General features: G+C 56.4%; 16 protein-coding genes and 4 tRNA genes. 4 read left to right on the top strand and 16 right to left on the bottom strand.

Annotated elements, in window-relative coordinates:
• Position 1 precedes the first annotated feature (1 nt).
• The 12 genes from AUC60_RS22155 to rluD form a co-directional block, all read right to left on the bottom strand.
• Entirely contained in the window at positions 2 to 1,612 is a 1,611-nt protein-coding gene (locus tag AUC60_RS22155) for a methyl-accepting chemotaxis protein (protein ID WP_238599622.1), read from the bottom strand.
• Between the two features lie 281 nt (positions 1,613 to 1,893).
• Positions 1,894 to 4,935: an efflux RND transporter permease subunit gene (locus tag AUC60_RS22150; RefSeq protein WP_087272751.1), complete on the bottom strand. Its 3,042-nt coding sequence runs from the start codon at positions 4,933 to 4,935 to the stop codon at positions 1,894 to 1,896.
• Positions 4,932 to 6,032 (bottom strand): efflux RND transporter periplasmic adaptor subunit, encoded by a 1,101-nt coding sequence (locus tag AUC60_RS22145; protein WP_274521401.1) that lies wholly within the window; start codon positions 6,030 to 6,032, stop codon positions 4,932 to 4,934. Before AUC60_RS22145 ends, AUC60_RS22150 begins: the two co-directional genes overlap by 4 nt.
• A complete protein-coding gene (locus AUC60_RS22140; RefSeq protein ID WP_087272748.1) occupies positions 6,029 to 7,231 on the bottom strand; it encodes an efflux RND transporter periplasmic adaptor subunit in 1,203 nt (400 codons plus the stop codon). The genes AUC60_RS22145 and AUC60_RS22140 overlap by 4 nt, the downstream gene beginning before the upstream one ends.
• Positions 7,232 to 7,317: 86 nt before the next feature.
• Positions 7,318 to 8,184 (bottom strand): alpha/beta fold hydrolase, encoded by an 867-nt coding sequence (locus AUC60_RS22135; RefSeq protein WP_087272745.1) that lies wholly within the window; start codon positions 8,182 to 8,184, stop codon positions 7,318 to 7,320.
• A 712-nt stretch (positions 8,185 to 8,896) separates the two neighbouring features.
• A tRNA-Pro gene (locus AUC60_RS22130) sits at positions 8,897 to 8,973 on the bottom strand.
• A gap of 102 nt (positions 8,974 to 9,075) precedes the next feature.
• Positions 9,076 to 9,151, bottom strand: a tRNA-Lys gene (locus tag AUC60_RS22125).
• A 5-nt stretch (positions 9,152 to 9,156) separates the two neighbouring features.
• A tRNA-Pro gene (locus AUC60_RS22120) sits at positions 9,157 to 9,233 on the bottom strand.
• Positions 9,234 to 9,254: 21 nt separating this feature from the next.
• A tRNA-Asn gene (locus AUC60_RS22115) sits at positions 9,255 to 9,330 on the bottom strand.
• 284 nt (positions 9,331 to 9,614) lie between these two features.
• Entirely contained in the window at positions 9,615 to 12,179 is a 2,565-nt protein-coding gene (gene clpB, locus AUC60_RS22110) for an ATP-dependent chaperone ClpB (RefSeq protein ID WP_087272742.1), read from the bottom strand.
• Positions 12,180 to 12,560: 381 nt separating this feature from the next.
• On the bottom strand, positions 12,561 to 13,289 hold the full coding sequence (pgeF, locus tag AUC60_RS22105; RefSeq protein WP_087272738.1) for a peptidoglycan editing factor PgeF: 729 nt from the start codon (positions 13,287 to 13,289) through the stop codon (positions 12,561 to 12,563).
• Entirely contained in the window at positions 13,286 to 14,248 is a 963-nt protein-coding gene (rluD, locus tag AUC60_RS22100; protein ID WP_087272735.1) for a 23S rRNA pseudouridine(1911/1915/1917) synthase RluD, read from the bottom strand. The genes pgeF and rluD overlap by 4 nt, the downstream gene beginning before the upstream one ends.
• Before the next feature lie 148 nt (positions 14,249 to 14,396).
• On the opposite strand from rluD, the gene AUC60_RS22095 reads away from it, so the two are divergent.
• From AUC60_RS22095 to AUC60_RS22080, 4 genes are all read left to right on the top strand, one after another.
• Positions 14,397 to 15,410 carry an outer membrane protein assembly factor BamD gene (locus AUC60_RS22095; RefSeq protein WP_087272732.1) on the top strand — a complete coding sequence of 338 codons (1,014 nt, stop codon included), beginning with the start codon at positions 14,397 to 14,399 and terminating at the stop codon, positions 15,408 to 15,410.
• Between the two features lie 371 nt (positions 15,411 to 15,781).
• Positions 15,782 to 16,021 carry a PP0621 family protein gene (locus tag AUC60_RS22090; RefSeq protein WP_087272729.1) on the top strand — a complete coding sequence of 80 codons (240 nt, stop codon included), beginning with the start codon at positions 15,782 to 15,784 and terminating at the stop codon, positions 16,019 to 16,021.
• The gene (locus AUC60_RS22085) at positions 16,011 to 17,603 is read left to right on the top strand and encodes a sensor histidine kinase (RefSeq protein WP_087272727.1); all 1,593 of its coding nucleotides are present in this window, start codon (positions 16,011 to 16,013) and stop codon (positions 17,601 to 17,603) included. The genes AUC60_RS22090 and AUC60_RS22085 overlap by 11 nt, the downstream gene beginning before the upstream one ends.
• 2 nt (positions 17,604 to 17,605) lie before the next feature.
• Positions 17,606 to 18,946: a sigma-54-dependent transcriptional regulator gene (locus AUC60_RS22080; RefSeq protein ID WP_087272723.1), complete on the top strand. Its 1,341-nt coding sequence runs from the start codon at positions 17,606 to 17,608 to the stop codon at positions 18,944 to 18,946.
• Positions 18,947 to 19,104: 158 nt separating this feature from the next.
• Here AUC60_RS22080 and thiO read toward each other — a convergent pair whose 3' ends face one another.
• The 4 genes from thiO to AUC60_RS22060 are packed head-to-tail and all read right to left on the bottom strand — an operon-like array spanning position 19,105 to position 24,356.
• Positions 19,105 to 20,208 carry a glycine oxidase ThiO gene (thiO, locus tag AUC60_RS22075; protein WP_087272720.1) on the bottom strand — a complete coding sequence of 368 codons (1,104 nt, stop codon included), beginning with the start codon at positions 20,206 to 20,208 and terminating at the stop codon, positions 19,105 to 19,107.
• Positions 20,209 to 20,234: 26 nt separating this feature from the next.
• Complete coding sequence (locus tag AUC60_RS22070) at positions 20,235 to 20,636, bottom strand: type IV pilin protein (RefSeq protein WP_087272717.1); 402 nt, start codon at positions 20,634 to 20,636, stop codon at positions 20,235 to 20,237.
• Between the two features lie 11 nt (positions 20,637 to 20,647).
• On the bottom strand, positions 20,648 to 23,866 hold the full coding sequence (locus AUC60_RS22065) for a pilus assembly protein (RefSeq protein ID WP_087272714.1): 3,219 nt from the start codon (positions 23,864 to 23,866) through the stop codon (positions 20,648 to 20,650).
• Positions 23,853 to 24,356 (bottom strand): pilus assembly PilX family protein, encoded by a 504-nt coding sequence (locus AUC60_RS22060; RefSeq protein WP_238599621.1) that lies wholly within the window; start codon positions 24,354 to 24,356, stop codon positions 23,853 to 23,855. Before AUC60_RS22060 ends, AUC60_RS22065 begins: the two co-directional genes overlap by 14 nt.
• Positions 24,357 to 24,363 lie beyond the last annotated feature (7 nt).

Raw genomic sequence — 24,363 nt, 5'->3', positions numbered from 1 at the left:
TCTAGAGCACAAATCTGGACACTGAGGTACGCAGCTCCTGAGCCAGTACCTCAAGTTGCTGCACGTTGTTGTTGGCGTGGCCGACGGAATCTGCGGTGGCCTCAACCATATTGGCAATACGCTCGATATTTTGCGCCACACTGGCACTGGCCTGGCTTTGCTCACCCGTCGATGCCGCCACCTCACGCACCTGCACCAGCGTGGCAGAGGCCTCCTGATTAATGTGGCGCAAAGCATTGGCGGCCTTTTCAGCCAACTCCACCCCTAGTACTACTTGCGGAGTCACGGCTCCCATTCCCGCAACGACCGAACCGGTATCTGTCTGAATCGAGGTGATCATGGCGGTGATTTCCTCGGTTGCCAGGGACGTACGCTGAGCAAGGTTCCTCACCTCATCTGCCACCACGGCAAAGCCGCGTCCCTGCTCCCCCGCCCGTGCAGCCTCAATGGCCGCATTGAGCGCCAGCAAGTTGGTTTGACTCGCGATGTTTTTGATGACGCTGGCGATGCCATCGATTTCATGGGTCCGCGTGACCAGCCCGGCAATCAGCTGCGAAGCGTCTTCTATCTGCACCGACACTTGCTGGATCGCCTGAGCGGCATCATTGACCAGTGTCTCGCCCTGCGCAGCAAGCTGTGTGGAGTTCGCCGAGTTCTTCTCGGTTTCACCCGCGCTGTAGGAGATGTGTTCGATGGTCACCGACATTTCCTCGATCGCAGCAGCCGTCGCGGTTGTCGCATCCGAGGTTTGCTGCGATGCAGAATCCAGCTGATTCATCTGTCCCGAGAGACCATTGGCCGCCTGTCCTAATTGTTGCGCATTGTGCTGAATGGAGTTGATCATTTCCCTGAGGTTTTTCTGCATCTGCGCGACGCTGTACAGCAGGCTGAGCTTACCGGGACTGTAAGCAATGGTCTGACTTAGATCACCATTAGTAATGGCGCCGACAGCACTCGCGGCGTAAGCCGGCTCACCGCCCAGGCTGCTGTAGATACTTTTCGAGATACGCCACGCGACAACCACCACGATCAGGATTAATACAATACCGACAACAATAAAGTCATACGCCAACTTCCAGTAGGCCGTTTCTATATCAGCGACAAAGATGCCGAAGCCGATAAACCAGTTCCAGTCACTGATGCGTGTAACGCCGTTTATCTTTGGCACCACCGCCTTGGTTTCAGGGTGAGTTGTAATGTCGTCGTAATAATAGAACTGGGTGGTGGCCAGGTTATCGACGTAATTCTGGATACTGGTTTTGCCGTTAGCGGCCTTTCCGAGGTCGATTTTCCCGACCTTGTCGGCGATGGCATGCACCAGGCCCAAGCCATCAATACTCCGCGCCCATATGTATCTTTGTGTGCCGTTGCGCATATTGGTGAGCGCTTCAACGGCTTTAGCCTGAGCCTCAGCGCGGGTCAGCTTGCCACTTTTTTCCAGCCCCTGAAAATAAGCCACTTGCTGGGTGGCGAGACTAAGCACGGTGTGGATTTCGTTTCGTTTATCTTCCTGCATGGTTGAGTGCAGGGTGTTCAAGGCCAGAATACCAATCGTGGCGAGGCCCACAATAGAAGTAAAAACCAGAATCATCAAACGGTGCGATAACTTCACGTCCAGCTCCTTGAAAAAGCCCTGGGGCTCTTTTCCTTCGGATTATTAGTTTTATATGCGAAGTAATGGCTATCGGCTATTTTGCGCGAGACTTTACTGACTAGTTGAAAATTAGTTCAGATAATTTCAACCAACACAACTAAATAGCACATATATACATATAAGAGCACAATCGTAAAAGAATTACCGCCTTGCAAAAGCCGACGTCTTGGCGAAGTGAAAGTCCCGATTGAGCACTTCAGACACCTCGTCAACACGTCGGCGCTTACAACAACTGCGCTTTAATTGCTCGGCGGCTTGATCCCATAGCAAACGATGTAAAGTGCCGGCAGGAAAAACAGCGTTAGCACAGTAGCAATCGCAATACCGCCGATCATGGCGTAGGCCATTGGCCCCCAGAATACTTCACGGGCAATCGGGATCATGCCAAGACTTGCCGCGGCGGCAGTCAGCAGAATCGGTCGGCATCGATGCTCGGTTGCCTTGACCACGGCGACCCAGGCTTCTTCCCCTGCGGCCATGAACTCGTCGATCTGCGTGACCAGAATCACCGAGTTGCGGATGATGATCCCGATCAGCGCCAAGACTCCGAGAATTGCCACGAAGCCCAACGGGTAGCCCGTCAGCAATAGCGCTGCGACCACACCAATAAACCCTAGCGGCACCACACTGACCACCAACATCAGTTTCTTCACACTCTGCAACTGAATCATCAGGAAGGTCACGACCAGTAACAGCATCAGTGGTACGACTTTCAGAATTGGCCCTTGAGAGCGGGCACTGGCCTCTACCGCACCACCGGTTGCCACCGAGTAACGCAACGGCAAGGCAGCACTGAACGCCTCGACCTGCGGACGCAACTCACGCACCAGTGCCGCGGGCTGCAGATGGCCAAGTACGCTGGCTTTCAGGGTGATGGTCGGCAGTCGGTCGCGACGCCAGACCAGTGGTTGCTCCTGCTCATAACGCAACGTGGCGAAGGCCATCAACGGTACGCTGGTCCCGCCGGGCACCGGAATCTGCAGGTTGCTCAAGGTTTGCAGCGAGGTGCGCTCACTGGCTTCGGCACGCCCGACCAGATCGACCAGATAAGTGTCATCGCGAACCTTGGTGATACTGGTGCCGGATACCAGGCTGTTAAGAATCTGCGCCACATCCTCGGACGACAGGCCGAACTGACGAACCTTGTCCTGGGCGATATCAATCTTCAGCACTTTGCCGGGTTCGTTCCAATCGTAGATGACCTGACCTATGTTGGGATTGGCGTCCAGAATGGCCGCCAGCGCCATTGCCTGGCTACGGACCTGCTCAATATCCGGACCACTGACCCGGTATTGCACCGGCCAGCCCACCGGCGGCCCCAGATTCAAAGGCTGCACATAGCCGCCGACACCGACGAAATCATCGCGAAAACGCTGACGCAGTCGCTCGATCAACTGATCCCGGCCTTCTCCACCACGGCTGACGATCACCAGTTGGCCGTAAAACGGATTGCTCAGTTGCTGGTCCAGTGGCAGGTAAAAACGCACCGCGCCTTTGCCCACGTAGGAACTCCAGCGCAGTACTTCCGGGTCGTCCTTGAGAGTCGCTTCGAGACGATCCATGACCTGTCGCGTACCGTCGATTGAACCGTTCTGCGGCATGTATATGTCGACAAGGATTTCCGGGCGGTCCGAGTCCGGGAAAAACTGGTTCTGCAGCAACTTGCCCGCGAACAGCGAACCGACAAAGACTAGCACCGTAAAGCCAATCACCCACCAACGATGCTTGAGCGCCCCTGACAACGCCCGCCTGAAACCTGACATCCACGCACCGCCTGCATGCTGATGAGCCTTGGACGCTTTGAGAATGTGTACGCCAATCAGCGGCGCAAACAGAACCGCCACCAGCCACGAAAGCAGCAGTGCTACGGCAATTACCGCGAACATCGTGAAGACATATTCGCCAGCTGAGCTGGAGTTCAGACCGATCGGCACAAAGCCTGCGACAGTGACCAGCGTACCCGTGAGCATCGGGAATGCCGTGGAGGTGTAAGCGAACGTGGCCGCCTGCTGTAACGAGTCACCGCCCTCGAGCCGGGTCACCATCATTTCCACTGTGATCATTGCGTCATCCACCAACAACCCCAAGGCAATGATCAACGCCCCTAACGAGATACGCTGCATGGTGATGCCGCTGTACTCCATGAAAACGAAAACCAGCGCCAACACCAGCGGGATCGAGCACGCCACGACGAGTCCCGCCCGAATACCCAGGCTGAGAAAACTCACCACCAGCACAATCAGAATTGCCTCGAACAACGCACGCGTGAAGCCACCAATGGCTTTGTCCACCACCTCGGCCTGACTCGACACCAGATGCACGTCGATACCCAGCGGCAGCTCGCTGGTCAGCGCTTCGATACGCTGCTGCAGGCGCGTCCCGAAGTCCTGAATATTACCGCCCTGCTTCATGGCCACGGCCAGACCAATCGCTGGCTGGCCGTTGAAACGGAACATCGAACTCGGCGGATCGGCATAACGACGCTCAACCGTCGCCAGATCACTCAGGCGAAAGAAGCGATCGCCGAAGCGCAGATTGACCGCTTGCAGGTCGCTTTCGTCGTTGAATTGGCCGCTGGTTCGTACTGCAATTCTTTCCGGACCGGACTCGATGACACCGGCGGGCGTTACCGCGTTCTGCGCTTGCAGACTGGCGATGACCTGCCGCTGATCAATCCCCAATGCCGCCAGCTTGCGAATGGAGAAGTTCAGATAGATCACCTCACGCTGTGCCCCCAGCAACTCAATCTTGCCCAGGTCCTGCACGCTGCGAATATCCGCCCTGACCTGCTCGACGTAATCGCGTAACTGGCGAAACGAAAGACCGTCAGCAGTAAATGCGTAGATGCTGCCAAAGACATCGCCGAATTCATCGTTGAAGGCAGGCCCTTGAATACCACTGGGCAATTCAGCACGTATGTCCATGATCTTCTTGCGCACCTGATACCAGGCAGCAGGAATGTCATCGCTATGGGTGTCGCTCTTGAGGAAAACGAACAGCGTCGACTCACCAGCCAACGTGTAGCTCTTCACGTAATCCAGCGCGTCGATTTCTTCGAGCTTCTTTTCCATGCGATCAGTGACTTGCTGCAACGTCTCCGGCAAGGTTGCACCGGGCCAACGAGCTTGAATCACCATGGTCTTGATCGCGAATGAAGGGTCTTCTTCACGCCCCAGATTCATGAACGACCAGCTTCCCATCAACAGCGAAACGAACATCATGTACCAGACCAGTGTGCGGTGCCGAAGCCCCCATGCCGACAGGTTAAAGCGCTCCTTCACAAACTGACCTCGCGATCCATACGAATTTTCTGCCCCGGTTTCAGGCCGTTGACCCCGGCAATGACTACCTTGTCACCGCCTCGCAATTCACCCTGTACACGCACCGTCGAGCCTTGCCGAGCCACAATGGTTACGTTGCGTGCATTCAAGGTTGCGGATTGCGGATCAATCACCCAAACCTGCATCTGGCCGTCGCGCTCCAGCACGGCACTGCCCGGTAGCTCACGGGAGGACTCGGTTGCACTGCTGATATCAACGGTCACTGTCGAGCCCAGCCGAAAGCTGTCCGGCACTGAGGCGAGGGTTAGCCGTACACGCTGGGTACGCGTGGCGGGATCAATCTGCGGCGAAAGCTGACGCACATGAGCGACAACTACGGCCTGTGGGTTGAGCTGAGAAACCACCTGAATGTGTGTGCTGCCATCCAGCGCGGCAATCAGCTCCAGCGGCAGATCGACTACTGCCTCGCGGCTTTCCAGGCGTGCCAGGCTGACCACCGGATGCCCGGTCGCAACCACTTGGCCAACCTCACCCTGCCAGTCGGTGACCACGCCATCGAACTCAGCCAGCAAGCGGGTGTAAGACACCTGATCGTTGGCTTGTTGCAGGGCGTTGAGTGCCTGACTGAGGACTGCGCTCTGGGTTTGCACATCGCTGCTCAACTGATCCAGACGTGCTTGAGCCCCCACCCCGCGCTCAATCAGTTGTTGATAACGCCGCTGCTCGTCACCCAGTTGCTGCCGGGCCGCCCTGGCCTTGTTCAGTTCTGCCTGCCGGGCACGCAGCTGGTTTTGCTGGGCGCTGGGTTCAAGTGTTGCGAGAAGATCACCCCGGCGAACCCTGTCACCGATCTCGACCTGGCGAGTGGCAATGCGACCCGCCACCCGAAAGCCCAGCGCGACTTCGTAGCGAGGCTGAATGCTGCCCGCAAAGCGGCCATGGACCTGCTGCTGCGCATCGACCATTTCGACGAACAACACCGGCCGCTCGACCACTTCACGCAACGGCTTGTCACGACAGCCGGAGACCATCATGAACAGGATGCAGAACAACCAGAATTTGCAGTTCAATACGATACGCAGGGCGGCGACTTTCATTGAGTCGTCTCCGCGGCCGAAGCAACGACATCGTGCCTGGCACGGCCCTCGCGCTCAGCAACGTCAACTCTTTGCCCCGGATACAAGAACTGCAACCCGCGGGACACCACCCAGTCACCATCAGCCACTCCAGATGCGATAACCACCTGGCCCTGCTCATAACGCAATACCTGCACCGCGACCAGACGCACACGGTTCTGCTCGTCAACGCGCCAGACTGCCGGTTTACCGTGGCTGCGACTCAGGGCCGACCATGGCAGGGTAAAGGCTTTACGCGGCTGAGAATCAAGCTTGGCGGTGACGACGGTGCCAAGTGCGAGGTTGGCGGGAGCGGCTTGCAACGCAACTCGCACCAGTAACGTGCCGCTGGCGGAAGACACGATAGGGGTAATCTCACGGATCCTGCCGGACAGTTGCAAATCCGAATGACCCAGCCCGTGGACACTGACGCTGCGCCCCGGCTGATCGGACTCCAGCAACGTTTCGTAGGCCGCAAATACCGCCTCGCGCTCGCCATCATGAGCAAGGCTGAAAATGGGTGTCGCAGCCTGGACCACCTGGCCTTCTTCGACATGGCGGGCAGTGATAATGCCGTCGGCCACCGCGAACAGTTCGGTGTAGCTCAGTTGATCACGAGCATTGGCTTGCTGCGCTTTTAGCGCGGCAAGGTCCCCGCGCGCACCTTCCAGCGCCGACTGCGCCTTCTGGTATTCACTGAGATTGGTATAGCCCTTTGGCAGCAGGGTTTGCTGACGCTGATAATTGCTTTGCGCCAGACGCAACCGGGACTCGCGAGCAGCGACTTCAGCATCGGCCGAAGCCAGCTCAGTATTCTGCTCTCGCGGGTCCAGCCTTGCCAGCCGTTGCCCCGCCCGCACCCGATCACCCACATCGACATAGCGCTGCGCCAACTTGCCAGAAACGCGAAAAGCCTGATCAGTCACCTTGCGAGCCTGAATATCGCCTGTCAGCTCGACACGGGTCATAACCTCGGAAGACACCACTTCCTGAACCGCCACACGCACCAGAGTCTTCGGCGCAGACTTATCGGCAGAGCAGGCACTCAGCGAAAGCATCAAAAACAGATTGAATCCCAACGCCAGCCAAGGCTGGCGTGAGTCACTCCTGGAATTCAAAGACCGGTATTTACCGGCAACGCGACAGAACCAGCAAAACAATACGGCGCAAGAAGTATTCATCAACAAGAAAGCCACAGCCCAGTGAAATAACAGCCCCCGTTGTCAGGGAGAGTCAGCTACGCAACAGCCAAGGGCCGTCCCAGCCCTCAAGCAAGCGCTGCAGATTCAGGCCATACCAGACTCTGTTCTTTCTTCGCACCGAGAAACCCCAGCACAGTGTTCTGCGAGTTCAGCCACGCTGCCTTGCTCTCAAGATCAAGAAAGTGTCCTGTATCAGGCACCACATTGAAGCTGCTTTGCGAGATGTAGGTGGAGAAACTGCGGGCGTCTTCAACCGTCGTGTATTCGTCTTTTTCACCATTGACGAACAACACAGGAATCTTGATGGATGAAAAGCGCTCAACGTAATTACTGGCACTTAGTTTGCGGATCTGGCTGATATGAAAGTCAATCTGACCGTATTCATGTTCAGCAAGGCTGATCAAGTGCTTGTAGTTATAAAGTTTGAAAAGACGCGGCAGGTATTTGCCTACGGTGTCATTGAGCAACGAACCAATTTTTCGTTTTTCTCGTGCAGCGAGGTAGATCTGGGCCTTGTCGATGTAGTCCAGCATGGGTTCGTTGAGCACTGGAGAGAACGAACTGATGATCGCCTTTTCCACCGATGCCGGCGATTCGGACAGCGCCAGCAACGCAGACACACCACCCCAGGAAACAGAGATCAAGTAATTGATTTTAAAGCGATTAATCAGATTAAGAAGAATTCTGACCTCATCTTCCTTGGTCACAATCGTATCGCCAGGATTGTGAGCCTTGGACTGCCCGGAAAAGGGCAAATCGAACAGCACCAGATTGAAGTGCGGCTCCAGGTACTTGACCGTCTGCCCAAACGAGCCAGTGGTCGACAGCGCGCCATTGACCAGTAAAACGGTCTTGGCGTTGTCACTCTTCCAGTAAGTTTCGGTATAGACCTTGAACTCTTCGATATCCAGAATCTTGGTTTGCGCACCCATGACAGCCTCCGAGCGTTCGTAATTCCAATAGTTTTAATTTCTCTGCTTCGGCTGCCATGCCAAAGCCCCACCCGGCTACAGGTGAAATCCGTTGAGTTCTTGTTTTTGGGAGCATCGATTCGCTGAATCGATTAACTCTATTGTTAACGGATGAAAAAGAAAAAAACGACACCCCTTTGGCGCCATAAATCTGGCGACCTGGTTTTTAAGGAGGGAACAAGCGAACGCTCTAGATGAATGACGCGGCCCTATTGCACGCAGAATTCGTAGTAGAAACAGGAAGAATTCCCATCCTCCTGCGGAGTTCATGAGAAGATAAGGTGTGTGAAAAAGGGGAAATTTATGTAACATATAGTTACAAACTGACGCGGAACTTTTTGAAATTTCTTGCGATGGCGCGTTCAAAAGGTTGATTTAGACGCGTTGGCACCAGTCGACTTTAAACGCCGCGATTAATTTGACGCCGTGTATTTTGACCCTTGGCAAGCCATCTCTGGGACCATCTCAAGATTGAAGACAGCCGTGCAGGACCTGCTGAAGGCTGTGAAACATTCCTCCTGATACAGCGTCATCTCTGCCTTCGGCAGCTCTTACAGGCCGACCGTTTGCCGCGCTTACTCACAACTTCACGCGACCCCATTCCCGCACCAAAACGCAGACGCAAAAAAGCCCGATTTGAGCACCAGGCTTAAATCAGGCTTTTTTGTGAAGATGGTCGGGGTAAGGGGATTCGAACTCCTGACATCCTGCTCCCAAAGCAGGCGCGCTACCGGACTGCGCTATACCCCGGGTGAAACTTTTTAAAGACGCCTCAACAAGCCGTCTGCGATTTGATGCGAATGGCATCAGATCTATAAGATTCGGCCCCGGTATTTCTACTGAGGCCAAAAATGGTGGGTCGTGTGGGATTCGAACCTACGACCAATTGGTTAAAAGCCAACTGCTCTACCAACTGAGCTAACGACCCAAAAATGGTCGGGGTAAGGGGATTCGAACTCCTGACATCCTGCTCCCAAAGCAGGCGCGCTACCGGACTGCGCTATACCCCGATACAGCTACATTTTGAAATCTGGCTCCACGACCTGGACTCGAACCAGGGACCCAGTGATTAACAGTCACTTGCTCTACCAACTGAGCTATCGCGGAACGTATCGATTTCAGATGCAACTTCTACAACTTACTGCTCTGAACTAACGCGCTGTTAACTTGTTAATTCAACCTCTTCGATGTGTTTGCATCGCTGCGTTCACGTCTCTGAGGCGCGCTATTCTACAATTTTAAAAAGAGGTGTCAACCCCTTAAATTGCTTTTAAGACAATGATTTGCGATTTTTTTTCAGATGGCCTTTAAGCCCTCGCAAATCCAACAATCAGCAGCGCCAGGCCCACCTGCGATAGCACACCGCTGGCGAGCCTGAACTGCAAACCCCATCAGTTGAAGACGATTTCGTCGTCTACCACTGTGCCGGTGACGCTGGAGCCCGGCATCAAACCACCCGACAGGATCAACTGTGCCAGCGGGTTCTCGATCCAGCGCTGGATCGCACGCTTGAGCGGACGAGCGCCGTAAACCGGGTCGTAACCCACCGCGATGAGTTTATCCATCGCCTCAGGGCTCAGCTCCAGTTTCAGCTCGCGTTCGGTCAGACGACTGCGCAGGCGCGCCAGTTGAATATCCGTGATGCCTGCGATCTGATCACGGGCCAGCGGCTCGAAGATCACCACTTCGTCGATACGGTTCAGGAACTCCGGACGGAAGTGGTTGCTTACCGCATCCATCACCGCCGCGCGCTGTGCTTCGCGATCCCCCGAAAGCTCAATGATCTGCGCCGAGCCCAGGTTGGAGGTCATGACGATCACGGTATTGCGGAAATCCACTGTCCGGCCGTGGCTGTCGGTCAGACGGCCGTCTTCCAGCACTTGCAGCAAGATGTTGAAGACGTCTGGGTGCGCCTTCTCCACCTCGTCCAGCAAGATAACGGAGTACGGCTTGCGACGGACTGCCTCAGTGAGATAACCGCCCTCTTCATAACCTACATAGCCTGGTGGTGCACCGATCAACCGCGCCACGGAATGTTTCTCCATGAACTCGGACATGTCGATACGCACCATCGCCTCTTCAGTGTCGAAGAGGAACTCCGCCAACGCCTTGCACAGCTCGGTCTTACCGACGCCCGTTGGGCCGAGGAACATGAACGAACCACTTGGGCGATTCGGATCAGACAACCCGGCACGAGAACGACGTACCGCGTTGGAAACCGCAACCACGGCTTCGTCCTGACCAATAACGCGCTGGTGCAGCAGGCTTTCCATACGCAGCAGCTTGTCGCGTTCGCCTTCGAGCATCTTCGATACCGGAATCCCGGTCCACTTGGAGACGACTTCGGCAATCTCCTCCTCGGTCACCTTGCTGCGCAGCAACTGATTCTCAGGCTTGCCGTGCTGGTCGACCATTTGCAGGCTGCGCTCCAGGTCCGGAATGATCCCGTACTGCAATTCAGCCATGCGGTTCAGATCACCACGGCGACGAGCCGCTTCCAGCTCCTGACGCGACTGTTCGATCTTTTGCTGGATCTGCGCAGAACCGGTGACTTCGGCTTTCTCTGAAGTCCAGATTTCTTCCAGGTCAGCGTATTCACGATCCAGACGGACAATTTCTTCCTGCAGTTTTTCCAGGCGCTTGATCGCGGCTTCGTCGTCTTCTTTCTTTAATGCCTGGGATTCAACCTTCAACTGGATCAAGCGGCGCTCAAGGCGGTCGAGCACTTCCGGCTTGGAGTCGATTTCCATACGAATACGACTGGCCGCTTCGTCGATCAGGTCGATGGCCTTGTCCGGCAACTGCCGATCGGTGATATAGCGGTGGCTCAGCTTGGCCGCCGCAATGATCGCACCGTCAGTGATCGCGACTTTATGGTGAACTTCGTAGCGTTCTTTCAAGCCACGCAGGATCGCGATGGTGTCTTCCTCGCTCGGCTCATCCACCAGCACTTTCTGGAAGCGCCGCTCAAGAGCCGCGTCCTTCTCTATATATTGGCGATACTCGTTGAGCGTGGTCGCGCCGACGCAGTGCAGCTCGCCACGCGCCAAGGCAGGCTTGAGCATGTTGCCCGCATCCATGGAGCCTTCGCCTTTACCGGCGCCGACCATGGTGTGCAATTCGTCGATGAACAGGATGATCTGGCCATCCTGTTTGGATAGCTCATTGAGCAGCGATTTCAGGCGTTCCTCGAACTCACCCCGAAACTTGGCACCGGCGATCAGCGCGCCCATGTCCAGCGACAGCAAACGCTTGCCTTTGAGGCCATCTGGCACTTCACCATTAATGATCCGCTGAGCGAGACCTTCCGCGATGGCGGTTTTACCCACGCCAGGTTCGCCGATCAGCACCGGGTTGTTTTTGGTCCGGCGCTGCAGCACCTGAATGGTCCGACGAATTTCGTCGTCACGGCCGATCACCGGGTCGAGCTTGCCTTCCTCGGCACGCTTGGTCAGGTCGACGGTGTATTTATCCAGTGCCTGGCGCGACTCTTCGACATTGGGGTCGTTGACGGCCGAGCCACCGCGCAGGTTGCTGATGGCATTCTCAAGCGCCTTCTTGCTGACGCCCTGGCCGAGCAGCAATTTACCCAACTTGCTGTTTTCGTCCATGGCCGCCAGCAAGACCAGCTCACTGGAGATGAACTGGTCGCCCTTCTGCTGCGCCAGACGATCTGCCTGGTTAAGCAGACGCGCCAGATCCTGCGACATATTCACATCGCCCGTCGGGTTCTGGATTTTCGGCAGTTGGTCGAGCTCTTTGCTCAATTCTTTGCGCAGGCTGTTGATGTCGAAGCCCACTTGCAGGAGCAGCGGCTTGATGGTGCCGCCCTGCTGATCAAGCAATGCCTGCATCAGGTGCGCAGACTCAATGGCCGGATGGTCGAGACCTACCGCCAGGGATTGGGAATCAGATAACGCTAATTGCAGCTTGCTGGTCAATCTATCGATACGCATTAGTCACCTTCCTATATAAGCAGGCCGGAGCAAATAAACACACCTATGAAAAAAACCTGCTGGATGCCCAAGTACATGCGGGCGTTTGCGTGAGATTCAAGCTGAATTTAATTGATGCAGATCAGCATTGCAGTGGGACATCTGAACGATCGATTGGCGAATGGATTGTCTCCCCCGCCCCCTACGCCTCGCAGCAAACACCAGACCCTGTAGGAGTGAGCTTGCTCGCGATAGCAGTATGTCAGTCGATAAATTATCGGTTTATCTAGCGCTATCGCGAGCAAGCTCACTCCTACAGAAAAATTCTCTGTGGGGCGAATTCATTCGCTAAGGGCCAGAGCACTCACTGCACCTAGAGACTAGTCGCAGCAGACGAAAAAATCAGCCTCGATCGATCCAGATCAGCGACGCAAAACGACCGTTCCGGGCGCTTTGGCGGTAGGAGTAGAAGCGAGGATCAGTGAAGGTATCGAAGCCACCGCCGTACACGGCAGTAATTCCGTGGGCTGCCAATCTCAAGCGAGCGAGGGCATAGATGTCGGCCATGAACCGACCCGAATTTTTGCTGGGCATAAAAGCAGCGTCGGTTTGCGGATGCGTGCCTATAAAAGCTTCGCGAACCTCCGCGCCCACTTCAAAGGACGGTTGGCCGATGGCAGGACCAAGCCAGACCATGATGTTCTCGGGTGCCACTTGCAGGCTATCGGCAGCAGCCTCCAGCACTCCAGCTGCCAATCCGCGCCACCCGGCATGAGCCGCAGCCACGCGAGTACCGGCCCGATCACAGAAAAGAGCAGGCAGGCAATCAGCAGTCATGATGGTGCAGGCAACGCCCGGGGTTGCAGTCCAGCTGGCGTCAGCCTCGACCACTTGACCCGGATCAGCATCAGCCACCACCACGCCATGCACTTGTTTGAGCCAGGCGGCCTGAATCTGCAGCTCTGACGTCAGACGCAGGCGATTGGCCGCGACGGCGTGTGGATCGTCATCCACATGATCGCCCAGATTGAAACTGTCGAACGGCGCCAGACTGACGCCGCCATTACGGGTCGTGACGCAGGACTTGATCCCCGCAGGCGCGGGCCAGTCAGGAATCAGCCAGTCACTCACCCGATGAACGCCTCGCGATCCTGCTTGAGCAGCGACAGCAGCCAGACGAAATCGTCAGGCAATGGCGATTCCCAGCTCATGCGCTTACCGGTGGTCGGATGATCCAGCTCCAGGAAACGTGCATGCAGCGCCTGACGCGGGAAGGTTTTCAACGAATCGACCATGGTCACGCTGGCGGCTGGCGGAATACGGAAGCGGCCGCCGTAGGCCTGATCACCCACCAACGGATAGTTGATGTGCGCCATGTGCACGCGGATCTGGTGAGTACGCCCGGTTTCCAGTTTGACCCGCACATGCGTGTGGGAACGGAAACGCTCAAGCACGCGATAGTGACTCACCGCCTGCTTGCCACCTTCCATCACAGCCATGCGCTGACGCTGCTGACCGTGACGGCCAATCGGCGCGTCGATCTTGCCGCCTGCAGTGACGACACCGATCACGATGCATTCATAGATGCGGCTGACGGTACGGCTTTGCAGTTGCGTCACGAGCTGGGTCTGCGCCTGAATCGTCTTGGCGACCACCATCAGACCGGTGGTGTCCTTATCGAGACGGTGCACGATACCGGCCCGCGGCACATTGATGATGTCCGGTACATGGTGCAGCAAGGCATTGAGCAGCGTGCCGTCGGCGTGACCGGCAGCGGGATGCACGACCAGACCGGCAGGTTTGTTGATGACAAGGATCTGATCGTCTTCGTAGACGATATCGAGTTCGATGTCCTGAGCGAGCCACTCGCCTTGCGCCTCCTGCTCTGCAATCAATTGCAGAACAGCACCGCCGTGTACGATGTCACGAGGACGCAATACGCCTCCGTCCACCGTCAGACGGCCGTCCTTGATCCAGGCAGAAAGGCGCGAGCGCGAGTGCTCAGCGAATAATTGTGCGGCGACTTGATCGAGGCGTTGACCGCCCAATTCGGACGGCACCTCTGCGCGAAGTTCTATATTTTCGGACATGGCCAGACTAGGTGGCGGCTAGCCTTTGGTTTCGGCAGCGCGCTTGTGGTTAAATACGGCGTCTTTTGCCCCGGGGGTTCCGCGGGGTGCTCATCATAACAGGACGGTCACGCCCAAGACAGCGACCGTTATAGGGACGCAAGCCGCCATGCAAGTGAAACACCTGCTGCTGATAGCCATCCTCGCACTCACCGCTGCCTGCTCGTCGAAGGAAGTGATTGACGAAAACCTGAGCGAAGTCGAGCTGTACCAGCAGGCGCAGGCCGACCTGGGTAACAACAGCTATTCGACCGCCACTGAAAAGCTCAAGGCACTGGAGTCGCGTTATCCATTCGGTCGCTATGCTGATCAGGCACAGCTCGAACTGATTTACGCGAACTACAAGAACGGTGAGCCGGAGGCCGCAAAATCTGCTGCCGAGCGCTTCATCCGCCTGCACCCTCAGCACCCGAACGTCGACTACGCCTACTACATGAAAGGCCTGACTTCCTTCGATCAGGACGTGGGCCTGCTGGCGCGCTTCCTGCCGCTGGATCAGACCAAACGTGACCCGGGTGCCGCCCGCGACTCTTTCAACGAGTTCGCTCAGTTGACCAGCCGCTACCCGAACAGCCGTTATTCGCCGGACGCCAAGCAGCGCATGATTTATCTGCGCAACCTGCTGGCGTCTTACGAAATTCACGTAGCCGACTACTACCTGACCCGTCAGGCCTATGTAGCCGCCGCTAACCGTGGCCGTTACGTGATCGAAAACTTCCAGGAAACCCCATCCGTGGGTGATGGCCTGGCTGTAATGGTCGAGTCCTATCAGCGCCTGCATCTGGACGACCTGGCAGCTACCAGCCTGGAAGTGCTCAAAGCCAACTACCCTAACCACCCGCAACTGGTGGACGGTCAGTTCGTACCGCGTGAAGACGAAGCAGACAACCGCTCGTGGCTGTCCAAGGCAACACTGGGTCTGATCGAAAGCAATCCGCCGCTGCCGCCGGGCGAAACCCGCGCCAACCAGGACGTGATCAAGCAGTACGAAGACGCCAAGCAAGCCATCCCGCGTGAGCTGCTGCCAGAAAATCAGGAAGAGCTCGACGAGCAGGAACACGAAGCGCAAGGCAACAACGACCGCTCTTGGTTCAGCTACATGACGTTTGGTGTGTTCGACTGACATCCGCGTTAACAAAGAAGAGGCCTGAGGGCCTCTTTTTTTGTGCCCGGGATTACCCGCTTTTTCAGGAGCTGTCTTGGTGTACATCGCGCCAAACGGTGGGCCTGTAGGAGCGCAAGCACCGCGAGGCCGCGATAGCGGTTTATCAGACAGACCGACATCGCTGCCTCGCGGTGCTCGTGATCTCCTACAGAACCGTATTCCAGATCAGGTTTCGTTTGTTGACAGTCGCAGCATTAGCACCCTGCCAAATATTGCTTAGCAGCGTAGTGGGCCGAGTAAGTCCTGTCTCAAGTGGCTGGTCTCCCACAGAGACATAACCCGCTCTCCTTCGCTACACTGCAAAATCTCCAATCACTAAGCTGGAAATCATGATTCGCTTACTTATGTGGGTCGCGCTGATCGCGGCGGTTGTGTGGTTCATCAAGCGTCTGCTCAACCCGCCAGCCCCACGTCGCACTGCCCGGCCACCAGAAGAGGTCGCTGCGCCAATGGTCCGCTGCGCCCAATGCGGCGTCCATTTACCTCAGGACAGAGCCTTGAACCAAGGCCAGCAATGGTACTGCAGCGAAGCACATCGCCTGGAAGGCCCTGCGACTCGTGATCGCTGAAACACTTTCGCTGGGCAGCCTTCAGGCCCAGCGCATTCTGCGTCTGTATAACCTCTATCGATTAACCATCGGCATCATGTTGGTGCTGTTGATTTCCAGCAGTCTGGACACCGAACTGCTGGAAATGGCCAACCCCAACCTGTTTCGCGCCGGTTGCTGGCTGTATCTGGTCTTCAACATCCTGATCGTTGTATTGCTGGAGCGCCCCAATCGTCAGGCACAACTGTTCGTCCTGGCAATGGCCGACGCGCTGCTGCTATCGGCGCTTTTCTATGCCGGAGGTGGGCCGCCCAGCGGTATCGGCAACGTCCTGATCGCTTCCGTCGCCATCAGCAACGTATTGCTTCGCGGCCGCATCGGCTTGCTGATTGCTGCCGTTGCAGCCATTGGCATCATCTATCTGACGTTTTACATCAGTTTCAGCAACCCCACGGTGGCAAGTCACTACTTACAGGCCGGCTCATTGGGCGCGCTGTGCTTTGCGGCAGCCCTGCTGGTTCAGGCCCTGACCCGACGTTTGCACATCAGCGAGACACTGGCCGAAAAACGCGCTGCCGATGTGGACAATCTCGAAGAACTCAACGCCCTGATTCTGCAACGCATGCGCACCGGCATCGTGGTACTGGACGCCCGTCGTCGTGTGTTACTGGCCAATCAGAGTGCACTGAATCTGCTCGGCCACGAACAGCTGACCGGCTTGATTATCGACACTTATTCGCCGCAGTTGGTAACAGGGCTGCGGCAGTGGCTGATCAATCCCGCACTGGTTCCACAAAGTATTACAGTGTCACCCAACGGGCCGGTCCTGCAACCGGGCTTCGCTGCGCTTAACCGCGGCGATCAGCGCCAGACCCTGATCTTTCTTGAAGATCTGTCGCAGATATCGCAACAGGCTCAGCAACTGAAACTCGCCGCGCTAGGCCGTCTGACGGCAGGTATTGCCCACGAAATCCGTAACCCGCTAGGCGCCATCAGCCATGCCGCGCAATTGCTCAATGAGTCGGAAGAACTGACCAGCGCCGATCATCGCCTGGGGCAGATCATCCATGAGCAATCACAGCGCATGAATCGCGTCATCGAAAACGTTTTGCAGCTGTCCCGCCAACGCCATGCCGAGCCGCAATTACTGGATCTGAAGATCTGGCTGGAACAGTTTGTCGAGGAGACTCGCAGTCGGCTGCCCGCCCATCAATCAATCCACCTGCAAATAACCCCGGCTCCGCTCACCACGCGTATGGATGCCGAGCAGTTGAATCAGGTCCTCAACAACCTCGTGCAAAACGCTATGCGCTACAGTGGTAAAAGCCATGAACACGCACAAGTGTGGATCCGCCTGTTTCAGGAGCCACGCAGTGATCAAGCAATTCTGGAAGTACTCGATGATGGACCCGGCGTCCCTCATGAACACATGACGAAAATGTTTGAACCCTTTTTCACAACAGAGAGCAAAGGCACAGGCCTGGGTCTTTATCTTTCACGGGAGCTTTGCGAAAGCAATCAGGCACATCTGGACTACACATTTCGGGAAGGTGGCGGCAGTTGTCTGCGCATCACTTTTGCCCATCCGTTGAAGTTGAGTTGAACATGAGCCAGCGGCAAAAAATCCTGATAGTCGACGACGAGCCGGACATCCGCGAACTGCTGGAGATCACTCTAGGCCGGATGAAACTCGATACCCGCAGTGCGTGCAACGTCAAGGAAGCCATGGATTGGCTGGCCCGTGAGCCCTTCGATCTGTGTCTGACCGACATGCGCCTGCCCGACGGCACTGGCCTTGAACTGGTGCAGCACATCCAGCAGCGCCATCCCCTCACACCCGTCGCGATGATTACTGCACATGGCAGCCTGGACACTGCGATTCATGCCTTGAAGGCCGGGGCTTTTGATTTCCTCACCAAACCCGTGGACCTGAACCGACTGCGGGAACTGGTTAGCAGCGCGCTGCGACTCACCCCGCCAAGTCAGCCTGCGCCGGGCATTGCTCGTCGCCTGCTTGGCGACTCGCCGCCCATCCAGGCTCTGCGCCAGCAAATCGACAAGCTGGCGCGCAGCCAGGCTCCGGTCTATATCAGTGGCGAATCGGGCAGTGGCAAGGAGCGCGTAGCCCGCCTGATTCATGAGCAAGGGCCCCGCGCCGAACGGCCGTTTATCCCGGTCAACTGCGGCGCTATTCCTTCCGAGTTGATGGAGAGCGAATTCTTCGGCCATCGCAAGGGCAGCTTCAGCGGGGCACATGAGGATAAACCGGGGCTGTTTCAGGCGGCCAACGGTGGGACGCTGTTTCTTGATGAAGTTGCCGACCTGCCGCTGACCATGCAGGTAAAACTGCTGCGGGCGATACAGGAGAAATCGGTACGCAGCGTGGGTGCTCAGCAGGAATTGGTAGTGGACGTACGCGTGCTGTGCGCCACGCACAAAGACCTGCAGGTCGAAGTCAGCGCTCAGCGCTTTCGTCAGGACTTGTATTACCGGCTGAACGTCATCGAGCTGCAAGTGCCCCCGTTGCGGGAACGTCGGCAAGACATCGAACAACTGGCCGCTCACGTACTCAAGCGCCTGGCAGACGAATCTTCACAAGCCGTTGCGCAACTCGCCCCGCAAGCGCTTGAGGCACTCAAGAGTTACCGTTTTCCGGGGAACGTGCGTGAGCTGGAAAATATTCTCGAGCGCGCCTATACCTTGTGCGAAAACAACCAGATCAATGTAGCCGACCTGCGTCTGGCGCAGCCGTCAGCATCCCCCGAGCAAGACGGCGCTAACCTCGCCGACATCGACAACCTTGAAGATTATCTGGAAAGCATCGAGCGCAAACTGATTCTGCAAGCCCTCGAAGAAACGCGCTGGAACCGCACCGCAGCGGCACAGCGCCTGAACCTGACGTTTCGCTCGATGCGTTATCGGTTGAAAAAGTTGGGCTTGGAGTAGAGGGCTCTAAATTGGGTATGCAACGACAAGTGACCAGCAGGAGCTGCCGAAGGCTGCGATGGCGTCCTGTCTGATACTCCGTTATCGCGGCCTCGCGGTGCTCGTGCGCTCCTACAGGTCCGTGTTTGCCGCACGACAGCGCCGGATCGAATAACGAGTCATAGCCCAGCCAATCTACCCGTCGGCGCATACGGCGCGGCATCAATGACAGGTTCACGTCCGACCAGCAGGTCCGCCAGCAACTGGCAGGACGCGGGGGCAAGGACCAGACCGTTTCGGTAATGCCCGCAGTTGAGCCACAGCCCGTCAAAACCTGTAACCGGCCCAATGTAAGGAATGCCTTCAGGTGAGCCCGGACGCAGTCCTGCCCAATGACCCACCACTTGAGCATCAGCCAGCGCAGGCAGCAGCTCTACAGCAGACGCCTTGAGACTTTCCAGCGCGACATCAGTCGGCGTCTTGTCGAAGCCTTCGTGCTCCAGCGTGCTCCCGATCAGAATATGCCCGTCGCGTCGGGGGATCGCGTATCGCCCCTTGGCAAGCACCATGCTCGGTAGAAAATCCTCTGCGCACTTGTACAGAATCATCTGGCCCTTTACCGGCTCGACCGGCAGCTCAAGGCCAAGCGTCTTGAGCAACTCACCACTCCAGGCCCCGGCCGCCAGAACCACCTGATCGCCGAGAATATCTCCGGAAGACGTGCTCACACCCAAGACCCGATCTCCTTCGCGGACAAAGCCCAAGACTTCGCATTGTTCATGAAGGGTGACATTAGGCAGCGCCAGCAATGCGGCTTTAAGGGATTTGACCAGCCGGGGATTGCGCACGTTAGCGACGTTAGCCATATAGATGGCTCGTGTGTAGCCCTCCCCCAGCACGGGCACCGCATCGTGAACCGCAGAGATGTCCACCGAACTCAACGGGCGCCCCTCGCGAATCGCCCACTCCAGCGCTTGCTGCTCATCATCCAGATCCAGCCAGTACAACCCGGTGGTGTGAACTTCAGGGTCGACGCCTGTCTGTGCAAGCAGACGCTCGGCAAGTTGTGGATAGAAATCCTGCGACCAATGCGCCAGCGCTGTCACAGCAGAGCTGTAACGCCAGGGATAAAGGGGAGAAACAATGCCGCCGCCCGCCCAGGAAGACTCTTGCCCTACATCAGAGCGATCCAGAAGGATCACCTGTTCAACTTCGGATGCGAGGTTAAATGCAGTCAACAGACCGATCACACCACCGCCAACAATCACAACCTGCCTGGACATCTAATACTCATCAGAAAAATAGGAGATCAGCGGCCCCAGCAGTCTTTGCGAGTCACACCGCTGGCGGCGCCCTCGTTATCGAGTTTACCGGTATTGGTAATTGTGAAAACACCACACTTGTCATTGGCCATCATATCTTTGCCCGTAGCCGACAGTTTGAAAAAGCTCGCATTCAGCTCTGGTACGATGTTGTAGTAACTGTTTCCCCCGGATACGGTAGCTCCAACATAAGTGGCGGAAGGAGTGGCTCGTGAGTAGTAACGCTCCAGCGCCTGCACCTGCTCAGTCAACAGGCTCGCAATCTCCGCCCGGTGGGTACGCCTCACATACTCCGTGTAGCTGGGGTAGGCGATGGCGGCAAGAATACCGACAATCGCCACGACGATCATGAGTTCCATCAAGGTAAAGCCTGTTGATCTACTGCGCATACGCCGTATTCCTACTGTATTTGCCGCCACATGATGCGTTGGTAAACGTTACTGTTACCTCCGCCATTGGGAGGGGCGTCTAACCTTGTCCATTTATTGCTGGAGTCAAGCACGTAGATCTGATCATTGGCCCCTGACAGCCCCGCCACTATCGCCACCAGGTTTGGAATACCGGTCCCAATTGCGATACCTGCCACGCGAGCATCTGCCGAATCGATTCTGCCGTCGCCGTTAGTATCCAACACCTGATAATTCAGCATCCCACCCTTGGCAGCATCTAGCTGGAACACACGGCCGGTGCCGGTGCTTTCACAAGGATCGGTCGAGTTGACCGCCGCAGTCGTAAACAGAATACGGCCTCGCGTGGTTTGCGCCGGATAGATAATCCGCTCGCCGACAAAAGGTTCGGTAGTGGACAGCGGCAGATACCAGCCTTTTTTCGATGCCCAGTCCACATCATTATTAGTGGTGGAGTAATACGTGGCACCGCTGCCACTTATGCTTCCAGGATTGATGTTCTGCACCTGCAAACCACTTTGCACAATGTCACCGACACCTGTGTCGGCATCCCAGACGGCATAGAACGCTTGCTGAGCAGTGGTGGTTTTATCCGCGACCTCCATAAACTTGCCGGTACCGAAATAGACCATTTTGCCATTCGTGGGATGGTCCATCAGCAACGGCTGCACAGTGATCGGCTGTGCAGCGCCACCCGGTGCGGTGAACAGTGGTTTGTTGCCAAAGGCGACTCCCCAGCTACTGGCCGCCGCACCACTCATGTCGAACTTCCACATGCGTCCTTTCAAATCGCCCGCGTAAGCTGCTTGCACGACGTTCTGCGCATTGACCCGCAACTTGACTGAGGACAGACCGTTATCCGCCAGGGCATAGGCTGGAGGGATCGGAATTTCTCTGATCACTGCGCCGGTGGCGGCATTAAGCACGAACAGCGATGCGTTGCCGGTGAAGCTGCCATAGCCGTTACCGACCACGACGATGCCGGTGCCATTAGCCATACGGGCCACATCTGGTTTTGCATAGGTGTAACCGAGGTTGTTATAGAGGTTGGCTGGCGTAGAGGTATCGGGGGCTTTAACCTCCCACAACGCGCCGATGCTATTGGCGCTCCCTTGAAACAGACTGATCGCAAAGAAAGCCTTGCCACCAGTACCGGTGCCGCCATAGGCAACGGTCGACCAATTCGTCCCGATCTGGGTATCAAAAACACCTATCTGTCCGTCGACTGTAAATTTATGCGCGCCGGAACCATAAGTCGTCGATGCAATGGATGCGAGTGACGTCAAGGCAGTCGATGGCATATACGCGTAACGGCGGGAGCCGGTATTGGCGTCAATGACGTTGAAGAATCCGTCATTGGCATTAACCAGCAGGTTGAGGTTCATGTTGGCGGCTTTGGTGGTCAGATACGTCGAGTACGAGGTATTACCGGTCAGGTCCGCAGAGGTCTTTTCAGTAGGCTGCGCGACCGTAAGGGGTGAGTTGATGATGTCGCCCAACAAGCGAGTACGGGTGCGCAGCCTGGCGTTCGCAGTGCCCTGGGTCCATGCAATGAGTTGCGCTCCGGTAACACCTGTGGGCAAGGTTGCATTGAGCGCAGTCTGTTGTGCCGCAGAAAAATTAGCGTAGTTGAGGGTGATCTTTGCCAACGTGGCGGTGTTCCACGACTCGAAAGCCGGGCCGGGCGCCGTGCTGGTAATTTGTGAGTCGGTACTCCAGGCCGGGGTTGTTTGCTGCACCCCTGTCGTTGCATTAACGCTGTAAGCCCTGATCGTGCCGCGCCAGTCAGCAGGGTCATACAGGGTCTCATAGATCCGCGTCGAGGACGTGAGCGTCGAAGAACTTGCCGCCCCGCCACCACCCGAACCGGCTTTGGCATAAATATCACTGAGTGCGAGATTGAGGGCGTTGGTCAATCCGGAGCTGTCGTTCGTTTGGTAATACTTGCCACGCCCGTGGTTATCGTCGGCAGCATCGATCAGCATCTGGTCTCCCAGCGTAAAACCGATGGTGTAGGTATTCATGTTTTGCTTGTTGAACCCAGTGGTGTCCCAGCTCTTGCCAGTCAGGTCAGTGCCGTTGGACGCTTTGCGCATGTCGATGTCGTAGGCGAATTTGGCCAGGTCATCTAGGTAAAACGTACTGCCTTCGTCGTCGCCATTCAACGTGCCGTCGTTGGCAGCATTCAAGTCCCAATTGGGTAGCGACCGAGAGGAATCAGCGAGGTCATCCGGGTCGTTGGCGGGAAACGTCCGGTCATAGGTTGGCAAGCCATCAGTGATCACCACTCCATAGTTCTTCTGACAGCGATACTGAATCGGACTGGTATACGTCGTCGGGGGACTTGGATAGTACGAGGTCATCCCCCGGAAATAACGCGTGATCTCGTAATAGGTTTCTGCGATCGGGGTATTGGCAGATGGCGTCAGCGCCGCGATAGAGTTCTTCAGATTATTGATATTGGTGGTGGCCTGTGCCTGAGTCACTGGCGTGGGTTGGTAAACCGTGGCGGTTACCGGAGAAAGGTCGGCGACAGGTCGGGAGATTCTGCCGCCAGGGCCGAGATCGAGGTTGTTGGGCTCATTGAACTGGGCCAGGCCGATACGCAACGAAGTGTTGTTGGTCACCAGATTGGTGGCGACAGTCTTGGCGATATTCATCCGATAATCGTTGGGAATATTGCCGGTGGTGTAATCCTTGTAGTAGCCAAACAGGAACGTGTAAGGAACCGAGTCGATCAGCCACGACAGATAGTTAGCGGTATAGCGGGTTTGGCCATTGCCTGCGGGGTCAGGCAATTTCAGGCAGTACATGTTGTTATTGCGAAAAATGGGGACCCCGCCTAACAAACAGTTCAGAGACAGGCCCAAGACGCCAGTGGCGTTAATATCTCCCACCGTCAGAGTGTCGTTTCCCCTTATGGTGGTTGGGGTCGTACACAATACGATCAGCCCGGCAGCGTTCAGACACTGCGTAGAGTAGTAACTGACCTCTGTACGGTTCACCGTCGGATCAAATGCCGACGACCAGATAATGTTGTACATACTCCCCGAGTTATCCACTAGGAGCATCAGATTCGGCGGCACCGCCGGAGAACTCAGCAGCGGCACTTGCGCGGGCGTAAACGCATAAGCGGGGGCTGTCAGGTACAACGCCAGTAATGCACCGTAGACATACTTCAGAATACGGCCCGGCAACCTAGCAATTGGCATAAATACTCTCCAGTACCGTTCTCGATACCCCTTGAACTACGCTCGCCGTCACCCGATAAAGCGTGAAGGAACTGCTGGCCGAACAGCTAGGCGGCCGATTGACCGGCGAGGCGGTGGTGCCAAGGTTCTGAATGACATAGAAGCCCCCGCCCGCGGCTATCCATGGAACCCCTGCCGAACTGTTGCCTGCGGCAGTCACCGTCGTTGAATCCGTTGGAGGAGCACACCCGGCCGTGGTCGTGCAGGCAGCCAATGAGTAACCCGCGACCTGAATAGCCGACTCACCAAGACGCAATACCGCTTCTGCCATCTGGAAAGATTGATTACGTATTGTCACGCTGCCCGCCATTTTTTCCTGCAGGGTCGCGTTCTGCATCGACGAGACGCCCACCAGCGTCAACAGAAGCAAAAAGACCAGACTGACCAGCAGCACCATGCCCTTTTGCCTGGAGGGATATCCCGTTGAAGTAGCGCGCGACTTAGTTTTCATGGCATGC

Source organism: Pseudomonas caspiana, assembly GCF_002158995.1.
Classification (GTDB): Bacteria; Pseudomonadota; Gammaproteobacteria; order Pseudomonadales; family Pseudomonadaceae; genus Aquipseudomonas; species Aquipseudomonas caspiana.
This window is presented reverse-complemented; position numbering and strand designations above follow the sequence as displayed.